General features: G+C 74.1%; 16 protein-coding genes. 2 read left to right on the forward strand and 14 right to left on the reverse strand.

Annotated elements, in window-relative coordinates:
* Window positions 1-46: 46 nt before the first annotated feature.
* On the forward strand, window positions 47-499 hold the full coding sequence (locus E4A51_RS13180) for a hypothetical protein (protein ID WP_046530143.1): 453 nt from the start codon (window positions 47-49) through the stop codon (window positions 497-499).
* Window positions 500-511: 12 nt separating this feature from the next.
* Here E4A51_RS13180 and E4A51_RS13185 read toward each other — a convergent pair whose 3' ends face one another.
* From E4A51_RS13185 to urtA, 6 genes are all read right to left on the reverse strand, one after another.
* Window positions 512-1,249 carry a GntR family transcriptional regulator gene (locus tag E4A51_RS13185; RefSeq protein WP_082131768.1) on the reverse strand — a complete coding sequence of 246 codons (738 nt, stop codon included), beginning with the start codon at window positions 1,247-1,249 and terminating at the stop codon, window positions 512-514.
* 106 nt (window positions 1,250-1,355) lie between these two features.
* Window positions 1,356-2,051 (reverse strand): urea ABC transporter ATP-binding subunit UrtE, encoded by a 696-nt coding sequence (urtE, locus tag E4A51_RS13190; protein ID WP_046530142.1) that lies wholly within the window; start codon window positions 2,049-2,051, stop codon window positions 1,356-1,358.
* Window positions 2,051-2,923 (reverse strand): urea ABC transporter ATP-binding protein UrtD, encoded by an 873-nt coding sequence (gene urtD, locus E4A51_RS13195; protein ID WP_082131617.1) that lies wholly within the window; start codon window positions 2,921-2,923, stop codon window positions 2,051-2,053. Before urtD ends, urtE begins: the two co-directional genes overlap by 1 nt.
* Window positions 2,920-4,134, reverse strand: a complete 1,215-nt coding sequence (gene urtC, locus E4A51_RS13200) for an urea ABC transporter permease subunit UrtC (RefSeq protein WP_240696474.1) — start codon at window positions 4,132-4,134, stop codon at window positions 2,920-2,922. Before urtC ends, urtD begins: the two co-directional genes overlap by 4 nt.
* Window positions 4,131-5,015 (reverse strand): urea ABC transporter permease subunit UrtB, encoded by an 885-nt coding sequence (urtB, locus tag E4A51_RS13205; protein ID WP_046530141.1) that lies wholly within the window; start codon window positions 5,013-5,015, stop codon window positions 4,131-4,133. The genes urtC and urtB overlap by 4 nt, the downstream gene beginning before the upstream one ends.
* Before the next feature lie 134 nt (window positions 5,016-5,149).
* On the reverse strand, window positions 5,150-6,445 hold the full coding sequence (gene urtA / locus E4A51_RS13210; RefSeq protein WP_240696475.1) for an urea ABC transporter substrate-binding protein: 1,296 nt from the start codon (window positions 6,443-6,445) through the stop codon (window positions 5,150-5,152).
* 281 nt (window positions 6,446-6,726) lie between these two features.
* On the opposite strand from urtA, the gene E4A51_RS13215 reads away from it, so the two are divergent.
* Window positions 6,727-7,959, forward strand: coding sequence for a pyridoxal phosphate-dependent aminotransferase (locus E4A51_RS13215; protein WP_046530140.1), 1,233 nt, complete (start codon window positions 6,727-6,729; stop codon window positions 7,957-7,959).
* 84 nt (window positions 7,960-8,043) lie between these two features.
* Here the strand turns inward: E4A51_RS13215 and E4A51_RS13220 are convergent, their stop codons facing one another.
* The 8 genes from E4A51_RS13220 to E4A51_RS13255 form a co-directional block, all read right to left on the reverse strand.
* Complete coding sequence (locus E4A51_RS13220; RefSeq protein ID WP_134852006.1) at window positions 8,044-8,535, reverse strand: hypothetical protein; 492 nt, start codon at window positions 8,533-8,535, stop codon at window positions 8,044-8,046.
* Window positions 8,532-8,894, reverse strand: a complete 363-nt coding sequence (locus E4A51_RS13225; RefSeq protein ID WP_201775286.1) for a response regulator — start codon at window positions 8,892-8,894, stop codon at window positions 8,532-8,534. The genes E4A51_RS13220 and E4A51_RS13225 overlap by 4 nt, the downstream gene beginning before the upstream one ends.
* Before the next feature lie 34 nt (window positions 8,895-8,928).
* Entirely contained in the window at window positions 8,929-9,381 is a 453-nt protein-coding gene (locus tag E4A51_RS13230; protein ID WP_134852007.1) for a chemotaxis protein CheX, read from the reverse strand.
* Entirely contained in the window at window positions 9,378-9,764 is a 387-nt protein-coding gene (locus E4A51_RS13235; RefSeq protein WP_070320026.1) for a response regulator, read from the reverse strand. The genes E4A51_RS13230 and E4A51_RS13235 overlap by 4 nt, the downstream gene beginning before the upstream one ends.
* Window positions 9,761-10,780: a protein-glutamate O-methyltransferase CheR gene (locus tag E4A51_RS13240; protein ID WP_082131614.1), complete on the reverse strand. Its 1,020-nt coding sequence runs from the start codon at window positions 10,778-10,780 to the stop codon at window positions 9,761-9,763. Before E4A51_RS13240 ends, E4A51_RS13235 begins: the two co-directional genes overlap by 4 nt.
* Window positions 10,777-11,895: a chemotaxis response regulator protein-glutamate methylesterase gene (locus E4A51_RS13245; protein WP_134852008.1), complete on the reverse strand. Its 1,119-nt coding sequence runs from the start codon at window positions 11,893-11,895 to the stop codon at window positions 10,777-10,779. The genes E4A51_RS13240 and E4A51_RS13245 overlap by 4 nt, the downstream gene beginning before the upstream one ends.
* 208 nt (window positions 11,896-12,103) lie before the next feature.
* Window positions 12,104-13,711, reverse strand: a complete 1,608-nt coding sequence (locus tag E4A51_RS18920) for a methyl-accepting chemotaxis protein (RefSeq protein ID WP_046530135.1) — start codon at window positions 13,709-13,711, stop codon at window positions 12,104-12,106.
* On the reverse strand, window positions 13,708-14,793 hold the full coding sequence (locus tag E4A51_RS13255) for a sugar-binding protein (RefSeq protein WP_046530134.1): 1,086 nt from the start codon (window positions 14,791-14,793) through the stop codon (window positions 13,708-13,710). The genes E4A51_RS18920 and E4A51_RS13255 overlap by 4 nt, the downstream gene beginning before the upstream one ends.
* Window positions 14,794-15,100: the final 307 nt, after the last annotated feature.

Here is a 15,100-nt window from a genome sequence, read left to right on the forward strand (position 1 = left end):
CGCGACCTCGCTAGCGTGGGCCCGTCCCGACCCCAGGAGCCCACCCATGACCCCGCGCACCCTCGCCGCGCTCGGCGCCGCCGCCGTGCTCGCGCTCACGCTCTCGTCCTGCAACGCGCTCCGCGCCGAGCTGCGCGCGAAGTCGGACACCGCCGCCTCGCCGACGGGCCCCACGCTCGAGGAGATCGTCACCACGGCGATGCCCGGGGTCGTCGACGTCGGCACGACCGGCCACCGCGACGGCTTCTCGCAGGTGCTCCGGATCTTCGTCACGTGGCCCGCCGAGCCCGCGCTCGACGCGACCACGCTGCGCGCCGGTGCCGCGGCGGTGTGCGCCGACGCACCGCCCTACGACCGGGTCTGGCTCCAGATCGACGACGAGAGCGACGCGCCGCTCGACCTCGCCCCACTCTGGGCCGACGCGTTCCCGGACGCCTCGCAGGAGCCCGGCGGCTCGCTGCTGCTCACCGAGAGCGGGTGCGCCAACCTCGGCCTCTGACGGGTCGGGGCGTCAGCCCGCCGTCGCCATGCGCGCCATCGCGTGCGTCGCACGCTCCATGACGACCTCGAGCGACTCCCCCACGTGCTTGTGCAGCGCCGTGAGCGACTCGGGCAGCCGCCGCTCGATCACGAGCCCGAGGATCTCGCGGTGCTCGTCGATCGTCGCGGTGATGCGGTCCTCCTCGACGAAGTCGTGCATGCGCACCGCGCGGATCTTCTGGTTGACCGTGACGAGCGCGTCGGTGAGCTGCGCGTTGCCCGACGCGCGGGACAGCACCTGGTGGAACCCCTCGTCGCGCAGCACGAAGCTCGGGTCCGGCTCGGGCACGACGTCGCGCATCTCGTCCCAGCGGGCCAGCTCGGCACGCAGCAGCACGTCGTCGTGCCGGACCTGCGGGTTCTCGATCGCACGGGCGATGCCGCGCAGCTCGAGCGTGATGCGCAGCTCGTACAGGTTGCGCAGGTCCTCGAGCGACGGCACGACCACCGCGTAGCCGAAGTCGGTGCGCTCGACCAGACCGTCGGACAGCAGACGCGACAGCGCCTCACGCACGGGTGTGCGCGACACCTCGAACGCCTTCGACAGCTTGGGCTCGGTGAGCCGCTCGCGCGGGGACACCCGTCCGTTGAGGATCTCGTCGCGCAGCCGGTGGTAGACCTGCTCGCGCAGCGAGACCACCGGTGCGTCGGCGCCCGGCACGTCGGCCGCGAGCGCGTCACCGGCACCCGGTCGCAGCCCGTCCACCATGGTCACGACCCTAGACCTCCGCCCGACCACGGGCCGTGCGCGTCACCCGGCCGGGCCAGCACGGTCCGCGCGGCGCGGGCCGATGCCGTGCGGCTCACGGCGCGACTCACAGCGCCATGGCCGCGCGCACGTCGGCCTCCCGCTCGGCGCCACCCGCACCGGTCGCGGTCACGCGCCCCGACTCCAGCACCGAGTAGCGCGACGACGCCGCGAGCGCGAAGCCCACGTGCTGCTCGACCAGCAGGACCGACAGCCCGCCGGTGGCGGCGAGCTGCACGATCGCGTCCTCGATCTCGGCGACCACCGACGGCTGGATGCCCTCGGTGGGCTCGTCCAGCACGATCAGCCGCGGCCCGGTGACCAGGGCGCGCGCGATCGCGAGCTGCTGCCGCTGCCCGCCGGAGAGCAGCCCCGCGCGCCGTCCCAGCAGCCCGCGCAGCGCGGGGAACAGGTCGAGCGCGTCGTCGACGCGGCGCGCTCCCGCCGCCCCTTGCACGTCGGCGACGAGCTGCAGGTTCTCGCGCGCCGTGAGCTGCCCGAACGACTGCTGCCCCTGCGGCACGTACGCGAGCCCGGCCCGCACCCTCCGGTGGGGGCGCCACCGTGTGACGTCCTGCCCGTCGAGCAGGACCGTGCCCGCGCGCACGGGCAGCAGCCCGACGGCCGCGCGCAGCAGCGTCGTCTTGCCCGCGCCGTTGTGGCCCATGACGGCGACGACCGACCCCGTCGGGACCTCGAGGTCCACGCCGTGCACGACGGCCGTGCGCCCGTACCCCACGTGCACGTCCCGCAGCTGCAGCATCACTCCACCTCCGTGCTCGGGCCGCCCGCGCGCGCGGCGCGACCGCGGCCGTGCGCACCCGACCCCAGGTACACCTCGACGACCCGCGGGTCGGCCTGCACCTGCGCGACCGTGCCCTCGGACAGCACGCGCCCCTGGTGCAGCACCGTGACGGACGCGGCGAACGCCCGCAGGAACTCCATGTCGTGCTCGACGACGACGACCGTGCGCTGCTCGCCGATGCGCTGCAGCAGCAGCCCGGTCTGCTCGCGCTCGGCCTGGCTCATGCCCGCGACGGGCTCGTCGAGCAGCAGCAGGCGCGCGTCCTGGACCAGGAGCATGCCGATCTCGAGCCACTGCTTCTGCCCGTGCGCGAGCACGCCCGCGGGCAGGTCCCGCACGTGCGCGAGGCCGACGGTCTCCAGGGCCGCCTCGACCTCGGGCGGCACGACGTGCCGCCGCCGCAGCAGGGTGAGCGGACCGCGCCCGGCGCCGGCGGCGATGTCGAGGTTCTGCAGCACCGTGAGCTCGTCGAACACGCTCGCGGTCTGGAACGTGCGCCCGACCCCGGCCCGCACGACGCGGTGCGAGGGCGTGCCCAGCAGGTCGACCCGACCGAACTGCACGGACCCGGTGGCGGGCGCCAGGCCCGTGATCGCGTCGACGATCGTGGTCTTGCCGGCGCCGTTGGGGCCGATGAGGAACCGCAGGTCCCCCTGCGTGACGGTGAGGTCGACGCCGTCGACCGCGACGAACCCGTCGAACACGACGCGCAGGCCGCGGACCTCGAGGTAGTCGTGCCGGAACCGGGAGCCCGGCGCGGCGATGACGGCCTCGAGCGCCTGCGGGTCCAGGCCGCCGGCGTCCGGCGGCGCGGTGGGCTGCTCGGTCATGCGTTCCTCCCGGCGGTGCGGGCCGCGGTGGCGGCGTCCTGGGCGAGGTCGGGCCCGGGGTCGTCGGCGGGGGCGGACGTGCCGGCGGGCGGGCCGGCCGACGCGCCGCCCGGACCGGGGACGGCCGCGCCGCGCCGCCGGCGCCACAGCCCGCCGAGCGTCGCGAACCCGTTCGGCAGGAACGCGACGACGAGGATGAACAGCGCCCCCTGGAAGTAGGTCCAGAACGACGGGAACTGCTCCGAGAGCCCGGTCTGCGCCCACGACACGGCGATCGCGCCGAGCACGGGGCCGAGCAGGGTCGCGCGGCCACCGATCGCGACCCCGACGAGGAACCCGATCGACGGGATCACGCCCACGTCGGCGGGCGAGACGATGCCGACGACGGGCGCGAACAGCGCACCGCCGACACCCGCGAAGCACGCGGCGACCGCGTAGGCGACGACCTTGACGTTCGCGGGGTCGTAGCCGAGGAACCGCACGCGGTTCTCCTGGTCGCGCACCGCGACGAGCAGCTCGCCGAACCGCGACACCATGAGCAGCCGCACCACCGCGACCATCACGAGCAGCACGCCCGCGGCGACGTAGTAGAGCATCCGCTTGTTGACCGGGTCGGCCAGGTCGTAGCCGAAGAACGACCGGAACCCGTTGAGCCCGTTGGTGCCGCCCGTGACCTTCTGCTGGCCGACCAGCAGGATCGCGAACGCCGCCGCGAGCGCCTGCGACAGGATCGCGAAGTACGCGCCGCGCACGCGCCGGCGGAACACGGCGAGCCCCAGCAGCGTCGCGACACCCGCGGGCAGCAGCAGGATCGCCAGGACCGTGACGACGGGGTCGCGCAGCGGCTCCCACCACGCGGGGACCACGCCGTCGCCGTACAGCAGCATGAAGTCCGGCACGCCGCCGGGGCCCGCGTCGGCGAGCTTCATGTGCATCGCCATGAGGTACCCGCCGAGGCCGAAGAACACGCCCTGCCCCAGCACGAGCATGCCGCCGCGGCCCCACGCGAGGCCGATGCCGACCGCGACCATCGCGAGGCACAGGAACTTGGCGAGCAGGTTGAGGCGGAAGTCGCTGAGCACGACGGGCGCGACGCCCAGCAGCACGGCGGCCGCGAGCGCGAACCCGCCCCACACGCGCACGCGCGGGTGCCGCCACCAGGGGCGCGCGGCGGCGTTCGGGGCCGGGGCCGTCGTCGCCAGGGCGCTCACGCGAGGCTCCGCGTGCGGACCGAGACCAGGCCCTGCGGGCGGACCTGCAGGAACGCGACGATGACGACGAACAGCAGCACCTTGGCCAGGCTCGCGGTCGTCGAGTACTCGAACGTCGCCTGCAGCAGGCCCAGCGAGAACGCCGCGACCACCGCCCCCTTGAGCTGGCCGATGCCGCCGACGACGACCACGAGGAACGCGTCGACGACGTAGCTCGTCCCGAGCGTCGGCCCGATGGACCCCAGCAGGGTGAGCGCGACGCCCGCGACCCCGGCGACGCCCGAGCCGACGAAGAACGTCAGCCGGTCGGTCGCGCGGGTCGAGACGCCCGAGGCCTCGGCGAGGTCGCGGTTCTGCACGGTCGCGCGGATGCGCCGCCCGAGCGGCGTGAGCTTGAGGACCAGCGCGAGCACCACGACGCACGTGACGGCGAGCGCGAGGATGAACAGGCGCGTGCGCGGCAGGTTCGTGCCGAGCACGGGCACGGCGCCCTGCAGCCACGCGGGGGCGCGCACGTCGACGTTGGGGGCGCCGAACACGTCGCGCGCGAGCTGCTGCAGCACGAGGGCGACGCCGAACGTCACGAGCAGCGTGTCGAGCGGGCGCCGGTACATGCGGGAGATCAGGGTGACCTCGAGCAGCAGGCCGAGCAGGCCGCCGACCAGGAAGCCGAGCGGCAGCGCGACGAGCAGCGAGACGCCCGCGTCGCCGATGAGCGCCTGCAGCACGAACGCCGTGTAGGCGCCGGCCATCATGAACTCGCCGTGCGCCATGTTGATGACGCCCATCTGGCCGAACGTCAGCGCGAGGCCGAGCGCCGCGAGCAGCAGCACCGAGCCGAGGCTCAGGCCCGCGAAGAGCTGGGAGAACAGCGCGTCCATGCGCACCGCCTTCGTCGTGGTGGGTGGGGACGTGCCCGCGGGGCGGCGACCCGGCACGACCGAGGGGTCGAGCCGGCCGGGTCGCCGCGATCACGGGTGGGTCCGGGACGGGACCGCCGGGTGCCGACGGGCGGTCAGGACAGGCCCTCGGCCCAGTCGTAGCCCTCGAGGAACGGGTCGGGCTCGATCGGGCCGTCGGACGTCCAGACCGGGTAGATGAGGCCGTCCTCGCGGATCTCGCCGATGTACGCGGTCTTGGCGATGTGGTGGTTGTCGCCGTTCACGGTGACGGTGCCCTCGGGGGCGTCGAACGTGACGCCGCCGGCGGCCTCCTGCACGGCCGTGACCTCGAACGACCCGGCCTTCTCGACCATGGCCTTCCAGAGGTGGAGCGACGTGTACGCGGCCTCCATGGGGTCGGACGTGGGGCGGTCGTCGCCGTACCTGGCCTTGAACGCCGCGACGAACGTGGTGTTCGCGGGCGAGTCGACGGTCTGGTAGTAGTTCCACGCCGTGAGCTGGCCCGCGACGTTCTCGACGCCGATGCCGCCGACCTCCTCCTCGGCGATGGACACCGACACGACCGGCACGGCGTCGGCGGTGAGCCCGACGTTCTTGAACTCCTTGAAGAACGCGACGTTGGAGTCGCCGTTCAGGGTGTTGAACACCGCGTCGGCGCCCGAGGCCTTGAGCTTGTTGACGATGGTCGCGAAGTCGGTGTGCCCGAGCGGTGCGTACTCCTCGCCGACGATCTCGATGCCGTTGGCCTGCGCGTACGCGTTGATGATCTTGTTCGCGGTGCGCGGGAACACGTAGTCGGACCCGACGAGGAAGACCTTCTTCTTGCCCTGCTCGGCGAGGTAGTCCATGCCGGGGATGATCTGCTGGTTCGTCGTCGCGCCCGTGTAGAAGATGTTGGGCGACGCCTCGAGGCCCTCGTACTGCACGGGGTAGAACAGCAGCGCGTCCTTGGCCTCGACGACCGGCAGCATCGCCTTGCGGGACGACGACGTCCAGCCGCCGAAGACGGCCGCGACGCAGTCGGACGCGATGAGCTTCTCGGCCTTCTCGGCGAACACGGTGGGTTCGGACGCGCCGTCCTCGGCGACGACCTCGAGCTGCTTGCCGAGCACGCCCCCGGCGGCGTTGATCTCCTCGGCCGCGAGGTCGAGCGAGTCGCGCACGGTCTGCTCGGAGATCGCCATGGTCCCGGACAGCGAGTTGAGGAAGCCGATCTTCACGGTGTCGCCCGACGTGTCGACGCACGACGCGGCGCCGGAGGCGCCGGCCGTGCCGGTGTCGCCGGCCGCGGTGCGGGCGCCGCACGCGGACAGCGCGAGCGCGGCGGCGAGGGCGACGACCGGCAGGGTCGCCGCGCGAGCCCGGTGCGCCCGGGCGCGCAGCGGCGCGGGGAGGGAGGAGGGGGTCAACGGGGTGCCTTTCGCTGGGCCGCGGCGCGGGGCCGGGCTGACGGGCGGTGCCGGGCGGGGCGGGCGTGCGTCCGGTCGCGCCGCGCTGTGTCCCGCGGCGTATACAGGTCGGTGCCCATGCCGCAGGACGCTAGGGACGCCGTGTTTCACCCGTCCCGCCCGGTGCGTAAACACTGGGTTTCGTCGGTATACGCGTCGGGATACAGGGTGCGCCGCCGACCAGGCCACGACTCGCCCGGTGGCCACGGCGGCGGCCCGTGGCGCAGGGATACGCTCGCGGCATGCTGCTGCGCCCCCTCGACCAGTCCGCCAAGCTCAAGGGTGTCCTCTACGAGATCCGCGGCAAGGCCCTCGACGAGGCCGCCCGCATGGAGGCCGAGGGCCGCAAGGTCCTCAAGCTCAACACGGGCAACCCCGCCGCGTTCGGGTTCGACGCGCCGCACCAGATCGTCGCCGACGTGATCGCCGCGGTGCCGCACGCGCACGGCTACACCGAGTCGCGCGGCATCCTCTCGGCGCGCCGCGCGATCGTCACGCGCTACGAGACCGTCGAGGGCTTCCCGACGTTCGACGTCGACGACGTCTACCTGGGCAACGGCGTCTCCGAGCTCATCACCATGACCCTGCAGGCGCTGCTCGACGAGGGCGACGAGGTGCTCATCCCGTCGCCCGACTACCCGCTGTGGACGGCCATGACGAGCCTGTCCGACGGCAGGCCCGTGCACTACCGGTGCGACGAGTCGACCGGCTGGGAGCCCGACGTCGAGCACATCCGCGAACAGATCACGCCGCGCACCAAGGCCATCGTCGTCATCAACCCCAACAACCCCACGGGGGCGGTGTACCGGCGCGAGGTGCTCGAGCAGATCGCGCAGGTCGCGCGCGAGCACAGCCTGCTGCTGCTCGCCGACGAGATCTACGACCGGATCCTCTACGACGGTGCGCGGCACATCCCCCTGGCGTCGGTCGCGCCCGACCTGCTGTGCCTCACGTTCAACGGCCTGTCCAAGACGTACCGCGTGGCCGGCTTCCGGTCCGGGTGGGTCGTGGTGACCGGGCCGCAGCAGCACGCGCAGGGCTTCCTCGAGGGCATGACGCTGCTCGCGTCGACCCGGCTGTGCCCCAACGTGCCCGCGCAGCACGCGATCCAGGCGGCGCTCGGGGGCGTGCAGTCCATCGAGGCGCTCGTCGCGCCCGGCGGGCGGCTGCACGAGCAGCGCGAGGTCGCGTGGGAGGGCCTCACGAGCATCCCCGGCGTCACGTGCGTCAAGCCGGACGGCGCGCTCTACCTGTTCCCGCGGCTCGACCCCGAGGTGTTCGGGATCGTCGACGACGCGCAGCTCGTCTACGACCTGCTCGTCAGCGAGCAGATCCTGCTCGTGCAGGGCACGGGCTTCAACTGGCCCACGCCCGACCACCTGCGGGTCGTCACGCTGCCCGAGGCGCGCGTGCTGGCCGACGCGGTCGAGCGCATGGGCAACTTCCTGTCGTCGTACCGCCAGACGCCGCGCTGACGGCGCCGCGCGCCGACAGGCGCAGGCAGGCAGGGGCCCCGGCACCACGTGCCGGGGCCCCGTCTCGTGCGGAGGTGCCGCGCGTCAGATGACGAGCAGCGAGAAGCCGCCCGACCCGTAGCCGTCGACCGTGAGGTCGAGGTCGAGCCGGCGCACGTACGCACGCACCCACGGCTTCGCGTCGTGCGGCAGCGCCTCGCGCGGCGAGCACACGGCGTCGAGCCGCACGTGCGGCGTGCCCTCGGAGTTCATGAGGGACGCGACGACGTTGAGCACCTCGCGCGCGTTCTCCTCGAGGAAGTCCTCGAGCATGAGCGAGACCGCCGACTCCTGCGCCGTGGGCGCCGGGACCAGCCCGATCGCGGCACCCACGTACGCCGACAGCGGCACGTCCATCAGGCAGATCGCCTTGAGGCCGAGCAGCCGGTCGACGTACAGGCCGACGAGCGCACCGCCCTCGGACTCGGGGTCGACCATCGCGCCGCCCGTGCGCACGTCGACCGACCGGCCCAGCAGACCCTCGAGCAGCTCACGGACGTCCTTCGCGGACGGCAGCGGGACGATGTCCGAGCTCATGCCAGCACCGGCTCGATGACCTCGCGGAACCCCTCGGGCGTGAAGGGCTTCGCGATGAGGAACAGCGCGCCCTCGCGGTCCGCGAGCTCGCGCATCTCGGGCGACCCCTCGGACGTCACGAAGCCCAGCGGCGTCGTGAAGCCCTCGGCGCGCAGACGACGCAGCAGGTCGATGCCCGTCATCTCGGGCATGTTCCAGTCGGACAGGATGACGTCGGGCTCGTCGGCGCGCACGGCCTCGAGCGCCTGCGCGCCGTCGGCGGCCTCACGGACCTCCCAGTCGTAGCCGGCCTGCCGCAGGGTACGGATGACGATCTGCCGCATCACGCGGCTGTCGTCCGCGACCAGGACGCGGATCATCGGACTCCTCCTCGGTGTCGGTGGGTCGTGGGGGTCACGCTGCCCCCCGGACGCGGAGCACGAGCGGGCGCCCGCGCCAGTCGAGGACCACCTCGGTGACGAGCACCGAGCCCGGCAGCCCCGGGTCGTGGTCGGCCACCTGCGGCAGGCCCAGCGTGCCGTGCGTCGGCAGGAGCGCCTTGACGTTGCCGCCGACGACGTTGGCGACCTCGCCGAACGCGTCGTGCAGGTCCTCCTCGAGGACCGGCTCGTCGGCGCCCATCTGCAGCAGCGCGCGCGCCAGGTCGTCGGCGGTCGCGCGCTCGGTCGTCACGGACGCGCGCCCGGCCCAGCCGCCGTGCAGGTCGACCCACGCGACGACCGGCACCTGCCACGCGGGCACGTCGCCGAACCACTGCGAGACCGTGCCGGACTCGCCGTCGACCATCGCGGTGAACAGCTCCTCGGCGATCGCGTACACGTCGTCGCCGGCGATCAGCGTGGTCATGCGCTCTCCCCCACCGGCACGAGCCCGAGCAGCTCGAGCTTGTCCCGGATCGCGTCCGTGGTGAACGGCTTGATGAGGTACTCGTGCGCGCCCGCTGCCAGGGCACGCACGATCTGGCCGTGCTCGCTCTCGGTGGTCACCATCATGAGCGTCATGTCCCGCCACTGCGGGTTCTGGCGCACGCGCGTGACGAACGTCAGGCCGTCCATCACGGGCATGTTCCAGTCGATGCACGCCAGGGCGGGCACGGGCTCGTCGCCGGCGAGCAGGTCCAGCGCGTGCTGGCCGTGCTCCGCCTCGACGGGCTCGAAGCCCAGTCCGCGCAACGTCTGCCCGACGATGCGGCGCATCGCTCTCGAGTCGTCGATGACGAGTGCTCTCATGTCAGCCCTGCTCCTCGGGTGGACGTGGGTGCGAAGACCGAGCCGGCCGGGCGGGCCGGGGTCGGCAGGACGGGCCGCGGCGGGACCGCGGCGGGCGCCGGGCGTGCGGGCACCCCGGCGAGCGTGGACCGCGCCGCCGCGAGCGACGCGGCGGTGGCGGTGGCGGCGGTGGTCGGCGCGGCGGCGGGTGCGGCCGCGGCCGCGCGTCCGCCGGCCGTGCGGTAGACGGTCGCGCGGTCGAGGACGACGCGCTCGTAGTCGTCGTGCACGCCGATCGTGGTCTCGGCGGCGCCGAGCACGAGGTACCCGCCGGGCCGCAGCGCGGCGCGCACGCGCTCGAGCACCGCGCGCTTGGTGGGCAGGTCGAAGTAGATGAGCACGTTGCGCAGGAACACGACGTCGAACGGACCGCCGGGCGGCGGCACGTCGAGCAGGTTGTGCTGACGGAACGTGATCCAGCGGCGCAGCTCGTCGGACACCTGCCACCCCGACCCGTGGCGCTGGAAGTGCCGCACGAGCGTCGGGGCGGGCAGGCCGCGGTTGACCTCGAGCTGCGTGTACGTGCCCGAGCGCGCGCGCTCGAGGACCTGCTCGTTGAGGTCGGTCGCGGTGATCTCCACGGCGACCGTCGGCACGAGCACCTCCTGCAGCGTCATCGCGATCGAGTACGCCTCCTGCCCGGTCGAGCAGGCCGCCGACCACACGCGCAGCCGGCCGAGGCCGCCGGCGCGCAGCTCGGGCACGATGTGCCGGCGCAGCGCGTCGAAGGGCGCGACGTCGCGGAACCACGACGTCTCGTTGGTCGTGAGGGCCTCGACCACCACGGCCGTGCGCGCGGGCGACGGGTTGGCGCGCAGCTGCGCGACGAACTGGTCGACGCCGGACGCGCCGGCCTCGCGCGCGAGCGGCAGCAGCCGCGACTCGACGAGGTACTCCTTGCCGGGCTCCAGCAGGATCGCGCTGCGCCGCCGCACGAGGTCCGCGACGAACGTGAACGTGTCGTGGCTGATGGTCACGCGGCACCTCCCGCCACGGGCGCGCGGCGCGCGTCCTCGACCGTGCGGGCGACGGTCTGCGCCATCTCGGCGAGCGGCACGACGCGGTGCGCCCAGCCGGCGGTCGCGACCGCCCCGGGCATGCCCCACACGACGCTGCTGGGCTCGTCCTGCACGACGACCGTGCCGCCCGCGCCGACGATGCGCTCGGCGCCGGCACGCCCGTCGGCCCCCATGCCGGTGAGCACGACGCCGAGGAGGTCGCCGCCGACCGCCGCCACGGCGGAGCGGAACAGCACGTCCACCGCGGGGCGGCAGAAGTTCTCGGGCGGCGCCTGCGTGAGGGCCGTGACGAGCGCACCGCCCGCGCGGCGGACCTCGAGGTGGTGGTCGCCGGGTGCGACGTACACGTGCCCGGGGCGCAGGGTCTCGCCGGCCGCCGCCTCGGCGACGGTCCACGGCCCCAGACGGTCGAGCCGCTGCGCGAGCTGCCGCGTGAACACGGGCGGCATGTGCTGCACGACCGCGACGGGCACGGGCAGCGCCGGCAGCGCGGTGATCAGGCGGGACAGTGCCTCGGGGCCGCCGGTCGACGACCCGAGCACGACGAGCCGCACGGGGCGCGGCGCGGGGGCCGACGCGAGCCGCACGCGGGGCGGGGCCGCCGCGGGCGCGGGCGCACCGCCGGCCGGCCGCGCCGACGTGGCCCGGGCGGCGGGTCCGCGGCGTGCGGCGGACAGCGCGAGGATCCGCGGCACGAGCTCGTGCGCGACCTGGTCGAGCGACTGCTGCACGCTGCCGACGTTCGCGGGCTTCGTGACGTAGTCGGTCGCGCCCGCGGCGAGCGCGTCGAGCGTCGCGTGCGCACCCCGCTCGGTCAGCGTCGAGAACATGATGATCGGCTGGGTGTGGCCGGACGCGCGCAGCGCGCGGACGGCCTCGATGCCGTCCATCTCCGGCATCTCGACGTCCATCGTGATGACGTCCGGCGCGAGCTGCGCGACCTTGGCCTGGGCGATGCGGCCGTTGGCCGCGACCCCCACGACGTCGATCGCCGGCTCGCGCGACAGCGCGTCGGTGACCAGGCGGCGGATGACGACCGAGTCGTCGACCACCAGCACCCGGGTGCGTGCCACGCGCGGCTCCTGTCTGTCGTGCCGCCGGCTGCTCCCGGCGACGTCCCCTCCCATCGGCCGGTCGGGCCGCGGGGTGAGCCGTCCGGGAGGTGAGGTCGGCCGCGGGCCGGGGTGAGGTCGGGCGCGCGGGGTCACGCGCCGGGTCGTGGTGCACGTCGGCCCCGCCGCGCGGGACGCGGGGCGGGGCCGACGGGACGACGTGGGGACGTCAGTACGTGAACGCGGCCGTGCGCTCGCGCAGGTCCTCCGACATCTGCGCGAGCTCGGAGACCGACGTCTCGACCTGCACGAGCGCCGACGAGGACGACGACGCGACCTGCGCGACCTCGGACACGGCCGTGCGGATCTGCGCCGACCCGGACGCGACGTCGGACATGCCGCGCGCCATCTCGGTGGTCGTCGCGGTCTGCTCCTCGACGGCCGACGCGATGGACGTCTGGTAGTCGTTGATCGAGCGCACGATGCCCTCGATCTGGCCGATCGCCTCGACGGCGCCGGCGGTGTCGCCCTGGATGGCCTCGACGCGGCGCGCGATGTCCTCGGTCGCCTTCGCGGTCTCCTGCGCGAGCTCCTTGACCTCGCCCGCGACCACCGCGAACCCCTTGCCGGCCTCGCCGGCGCGGGCCGCCTCGATCGTCGCGTTGAGCGCGAGCAGGTTGGTCTGCTCGGCGATCTGCGTGATGAGCTTGACGACGTTGCCGATCTCCTGGCTCGACTCGCCGAGCCGCTGCACGGTGACCCCGGCCTCGTCGGCGGCCGCGGTCGCGGCCTGCGCGACCTTGGCGGCCTCGGCCGCGTTCTGCGCGATCTCGCGGATCGAGGCGCCCATCTGCTCGGCGCCGGCCGACACGGACTGCACGTGCTGGTCGACGTCCCCCGCGGCGCCCGCGGCGACCCCGGCCTGCGCGCTGGTCTCCTGCGCCCCGGTCGCGACCTGCCGCGACGCGGCCGACAGCTGCTCGGCCGCCGCGGCGACCGTGCCGGACGCCTCGGCGACGCCCGCCATCGTGGTGCGCAGGTTGTGCTGCGCCTCGCCGAGCGCGAGCGCCATGCGCCCGAGCTCGTCGCCCACCACGACCTGCGGCGTCACCGTGAGGTCGCCGCGCGCGAGGGCCTCGATCGAGGCGACCATGGTGCGGACCGACGCCGCGACGCGGCGCATGAGCCCGGTCGTCACGACGACCGCGACGAGCGCGGCGACGACGAACGCGACGCCCAGCGCGAGGATCGTCACGCGGATCTCGCCGGCGCTCCGCGCGAGGATCGCGTCGACGCCCGCACGGACCTGCCCCTCGGCGAGCCCGAGCGCGCGCCCGGCCCAGTCGGGGTCGGCCGCGACGTCCGCGGCGACCGCGACCTCGAAGCCCGCCGTGTCACCGGCCTTCACGAGCGGCAGCAGCGTGCCGTCGCGGTACGCGACCCACGCGTCCCAGCGCGTGCGGAAGTCCTGCCACTGCGGCGTGTCCGACAGGTCGTAGCCCTCGACGACGTCGACGCGCGACGCGACGTCGGCGTCGACCCACGCGACCGTCGTGAGCAGCTGGTCGCGCGTGGCCGGGTCGGCCGCGGCCGCGCGCCGCACCAGCAGGTGGCTGCGCTGCTGCTGCACCTGGATCTCGGCCATCGACGACTGGAGCTCGTTGGTGAGGTCGGCCATCTCCTCGAGGTGCGCACCGGCGCGCTGCAGGACCACGGCGCCGGCGCCGCCGACGACCGCGAACGCGATGCCGACGAACAGCAGCAGCGCGACGATCTTGGTGCGCAGGGGCCGGTTCCAGAACCAGCCGCCGTGCGTGGTGCGTGCGTCGCGGGTCATCGTCCGATCTCCTGCGCCGTGTAGTAGCCGCCGTCGACGAGCACGCGCTCGACGTTGTCCTGGGTGACGAGCTGGGGGGTCAGCAGGTACGACGGGACGACGCGCACGCCGTTGTCGTACGTGGCGGTGTCGTTGACCTCGGGCTGCTCGCCCGCGAGCAGCGCCCGCACCATGCCGACCGTGACCTCGGCGAGCTGCCGGGTGTCCTTGTAGACGGTCGAGAACTGCTCGCCGCTCGCGACGAGGCGCGCGGAGTCGACCTCGGCGTCCTGGCCCGTGACGACGGGCTGGGTGGCCTGCGCGGTGCGGGTCGCGTCGAGCACGGCCCGCGAGATGCCGTCGTAGGGCGACAGCACGCCGTCGAGCCGGCGGCCGTCGGCGTAGGCCGCGAGCAGCGTGGGCATGCGGTCGGCCGCGACCTTCGCGTCCCACGCCTGCGTCGCGGCCTCGGCGAACGTCGTCTGGCCGGAGCCCACGACGAGCACGCCGGAGTCGAGGTACGGCTGGAGGACCTGCATCGCGCCGTCCCAGAAGAAGGTCGCGTTGTTGTCGTCCGGCGAGCCGGCGAACAGCTCGACGAGGTAGGGCCCGGTCGCGCCGGTGGGCTCGCCGGCGGCGTCGAGCACGCCGAGGCCCTGCAGCAGCGACGTGCCCTGGAGGACGCCGACGCGCGCGTTATCGAACGACGCGTAGTAGGCGACGTCGCCCGAGTCGCGGATCAGCCGGTCGTACGCGATGACGGGCACGTCGGCGTCGCCCGCGTCGGCGAGCACGCCGGTCAGGGCCGTGCCGTCGACCGACCCGACGACGAGCGCGTCGGCCCCGGCGGCGAGCATGGCCTCGAGCTGCTCGACCTGGGCCGCCGGGTCGTTCTCGGCGAACTCGAGCCGGACGTCGTAGCCGAGGGACACGAGCTGCGCCTCGAGGTTGTCGGCGTCGTCGATCCAGCGGTCGGAGGTCGTGGTCGGCATCGCGATGCCGACCAGCGGCCGGTCGTCGGGCCCGCCCGTGACGGAGCCGCAGGCGGTCATCACCAGCAGCGGCACGGCCGCCAGCGCGGCCGCGCGGAACGCTCGTCGCATCCTGTCCCCCTTCATGGGTGCGCCCGGCCGGTCGTCCGTGACCGGCCTCTTCCTCCGTCCATCGGCGCGGGGCGCGCACATCTGAGCGCCCCGCGCTGACAGCCCGGTAGGCGACGGCGTCGCCCACCGCGCGGGCGACGGCGTCGGGGGTGACTGGATCGCGCTCTCGCGACCGGGGTGGGCTCAGTACGTGAAGGCCGCGACCCGGCGACGCAGGTCCTCGGACAACCGCGCCAGCTCGGCCACCGACACCCCCATCTGCCCCAACGTCGTGGACGCCTCCTGCGCCGAGGACGCCACCCCCGTG

This window comes from Cellulomonas sp. HD19AZ1 (assembly GCF_004535805.1).
Taxonomy (GTDB): Bacteria; Actinomycetota; Actinomycetes; order Actinomycetales; family Cellulomonadaceae; genus Cellulomonas; species Cellulomonas iranensis.

What these genes read in the sequence shown, in the direction of transcription:
- E4A51_RS13255 (WP_046530134.1), bottom strand. Translation starts at nt 14,793, where the DNA reads ATGCGACGAGCGTTCCGCGCGGCCGCGCTGGCGGCCGTGCCGCTGCTG.
- urtB (WP_046530141.1), bottom strand. Translation starts at nt 5,015, where the DNA reads ATGGACGCGCTGTTCTCCCAGCTCTTCGCGGGCCTGAGCCTCGGCTCG.
- E4A51_RS18920 (WP_046530135.1), bottom strand. Translation starts at nt 13,711, where the DNA reads ATGACCCGCGACGCACGCACCACGCACGGCGGCTGGTTCTGGAACCGG.
- E4A51_RS13225 (WP_201775286.1), bottom strand. Translation starts at nt 8,894, where the DNA reads ATGATCCGCGTCCTGGTCGCGGACGACAGCCGCGTGATGCGGCAGATC.
- E4A51_RS13235 (WP_070320026.1), bottom strand. Translation starts at nt 9,764, where the DNA reads ATGAGAGCACTCGTCATCGACGACTCGAGAGCGATGCGCCGCATCGTC.
- E4A51_RS13180 (WP_046530143.1), top strand. Translation starts at nt 47, where the DNA reads ATGACCCCGCGCACCCTCGCCGCGCTCGGCGCCGCCGCCGTGCTCGCG.
- urtD (WP_082131617.1), bottom strand. Translation starts at nt 2,923, where the DNA reads ATGACCGAGCAGCCCACCGCGCCGCCGGACGCCGGCGGCCTGGACCCG.
- urtE (WP_046530142.1), bottom strand. Translation starts at nt 2,051, where the DNA reads ATGCTGCAGCTGCGGGACGTGCACGTGGGGTACGGGCGCACGGCCGTC.
- E4A51_RS13230 (WP_134852007.1), bottom strand. Translation starts at nt 9,381, where the DNA reads ATGACCACGCTGATCGCCGGCGACGACGTGTACGCGATCGCCGAGGAG.
- E4A51_RS13220 (WP_134852006.1), bottom strand. Translation starts at nt 8,535, where the DNA reads ATGAGCTCGGACATCGTCCCGCTGCCGTCCGCGAAGGACGTCCGTGAG.
- E4A51_RS13185 (WP_082131768.1), bottom strand. Translation starts at nt 1,249, where the DNA reads ATGGTGGACGGGCTGCGACCGGGTGCCGGTGACGCGCTCGCGGCCGAC.
- E4A51_RS13215 (WP_046530140.1), top strand. Translation starts at nt 6,727, where the DNA reads ATGCTGCTGCGCCCCCTCGACCAGTCCGCCAAGCTCAAGGGTGTCCTC.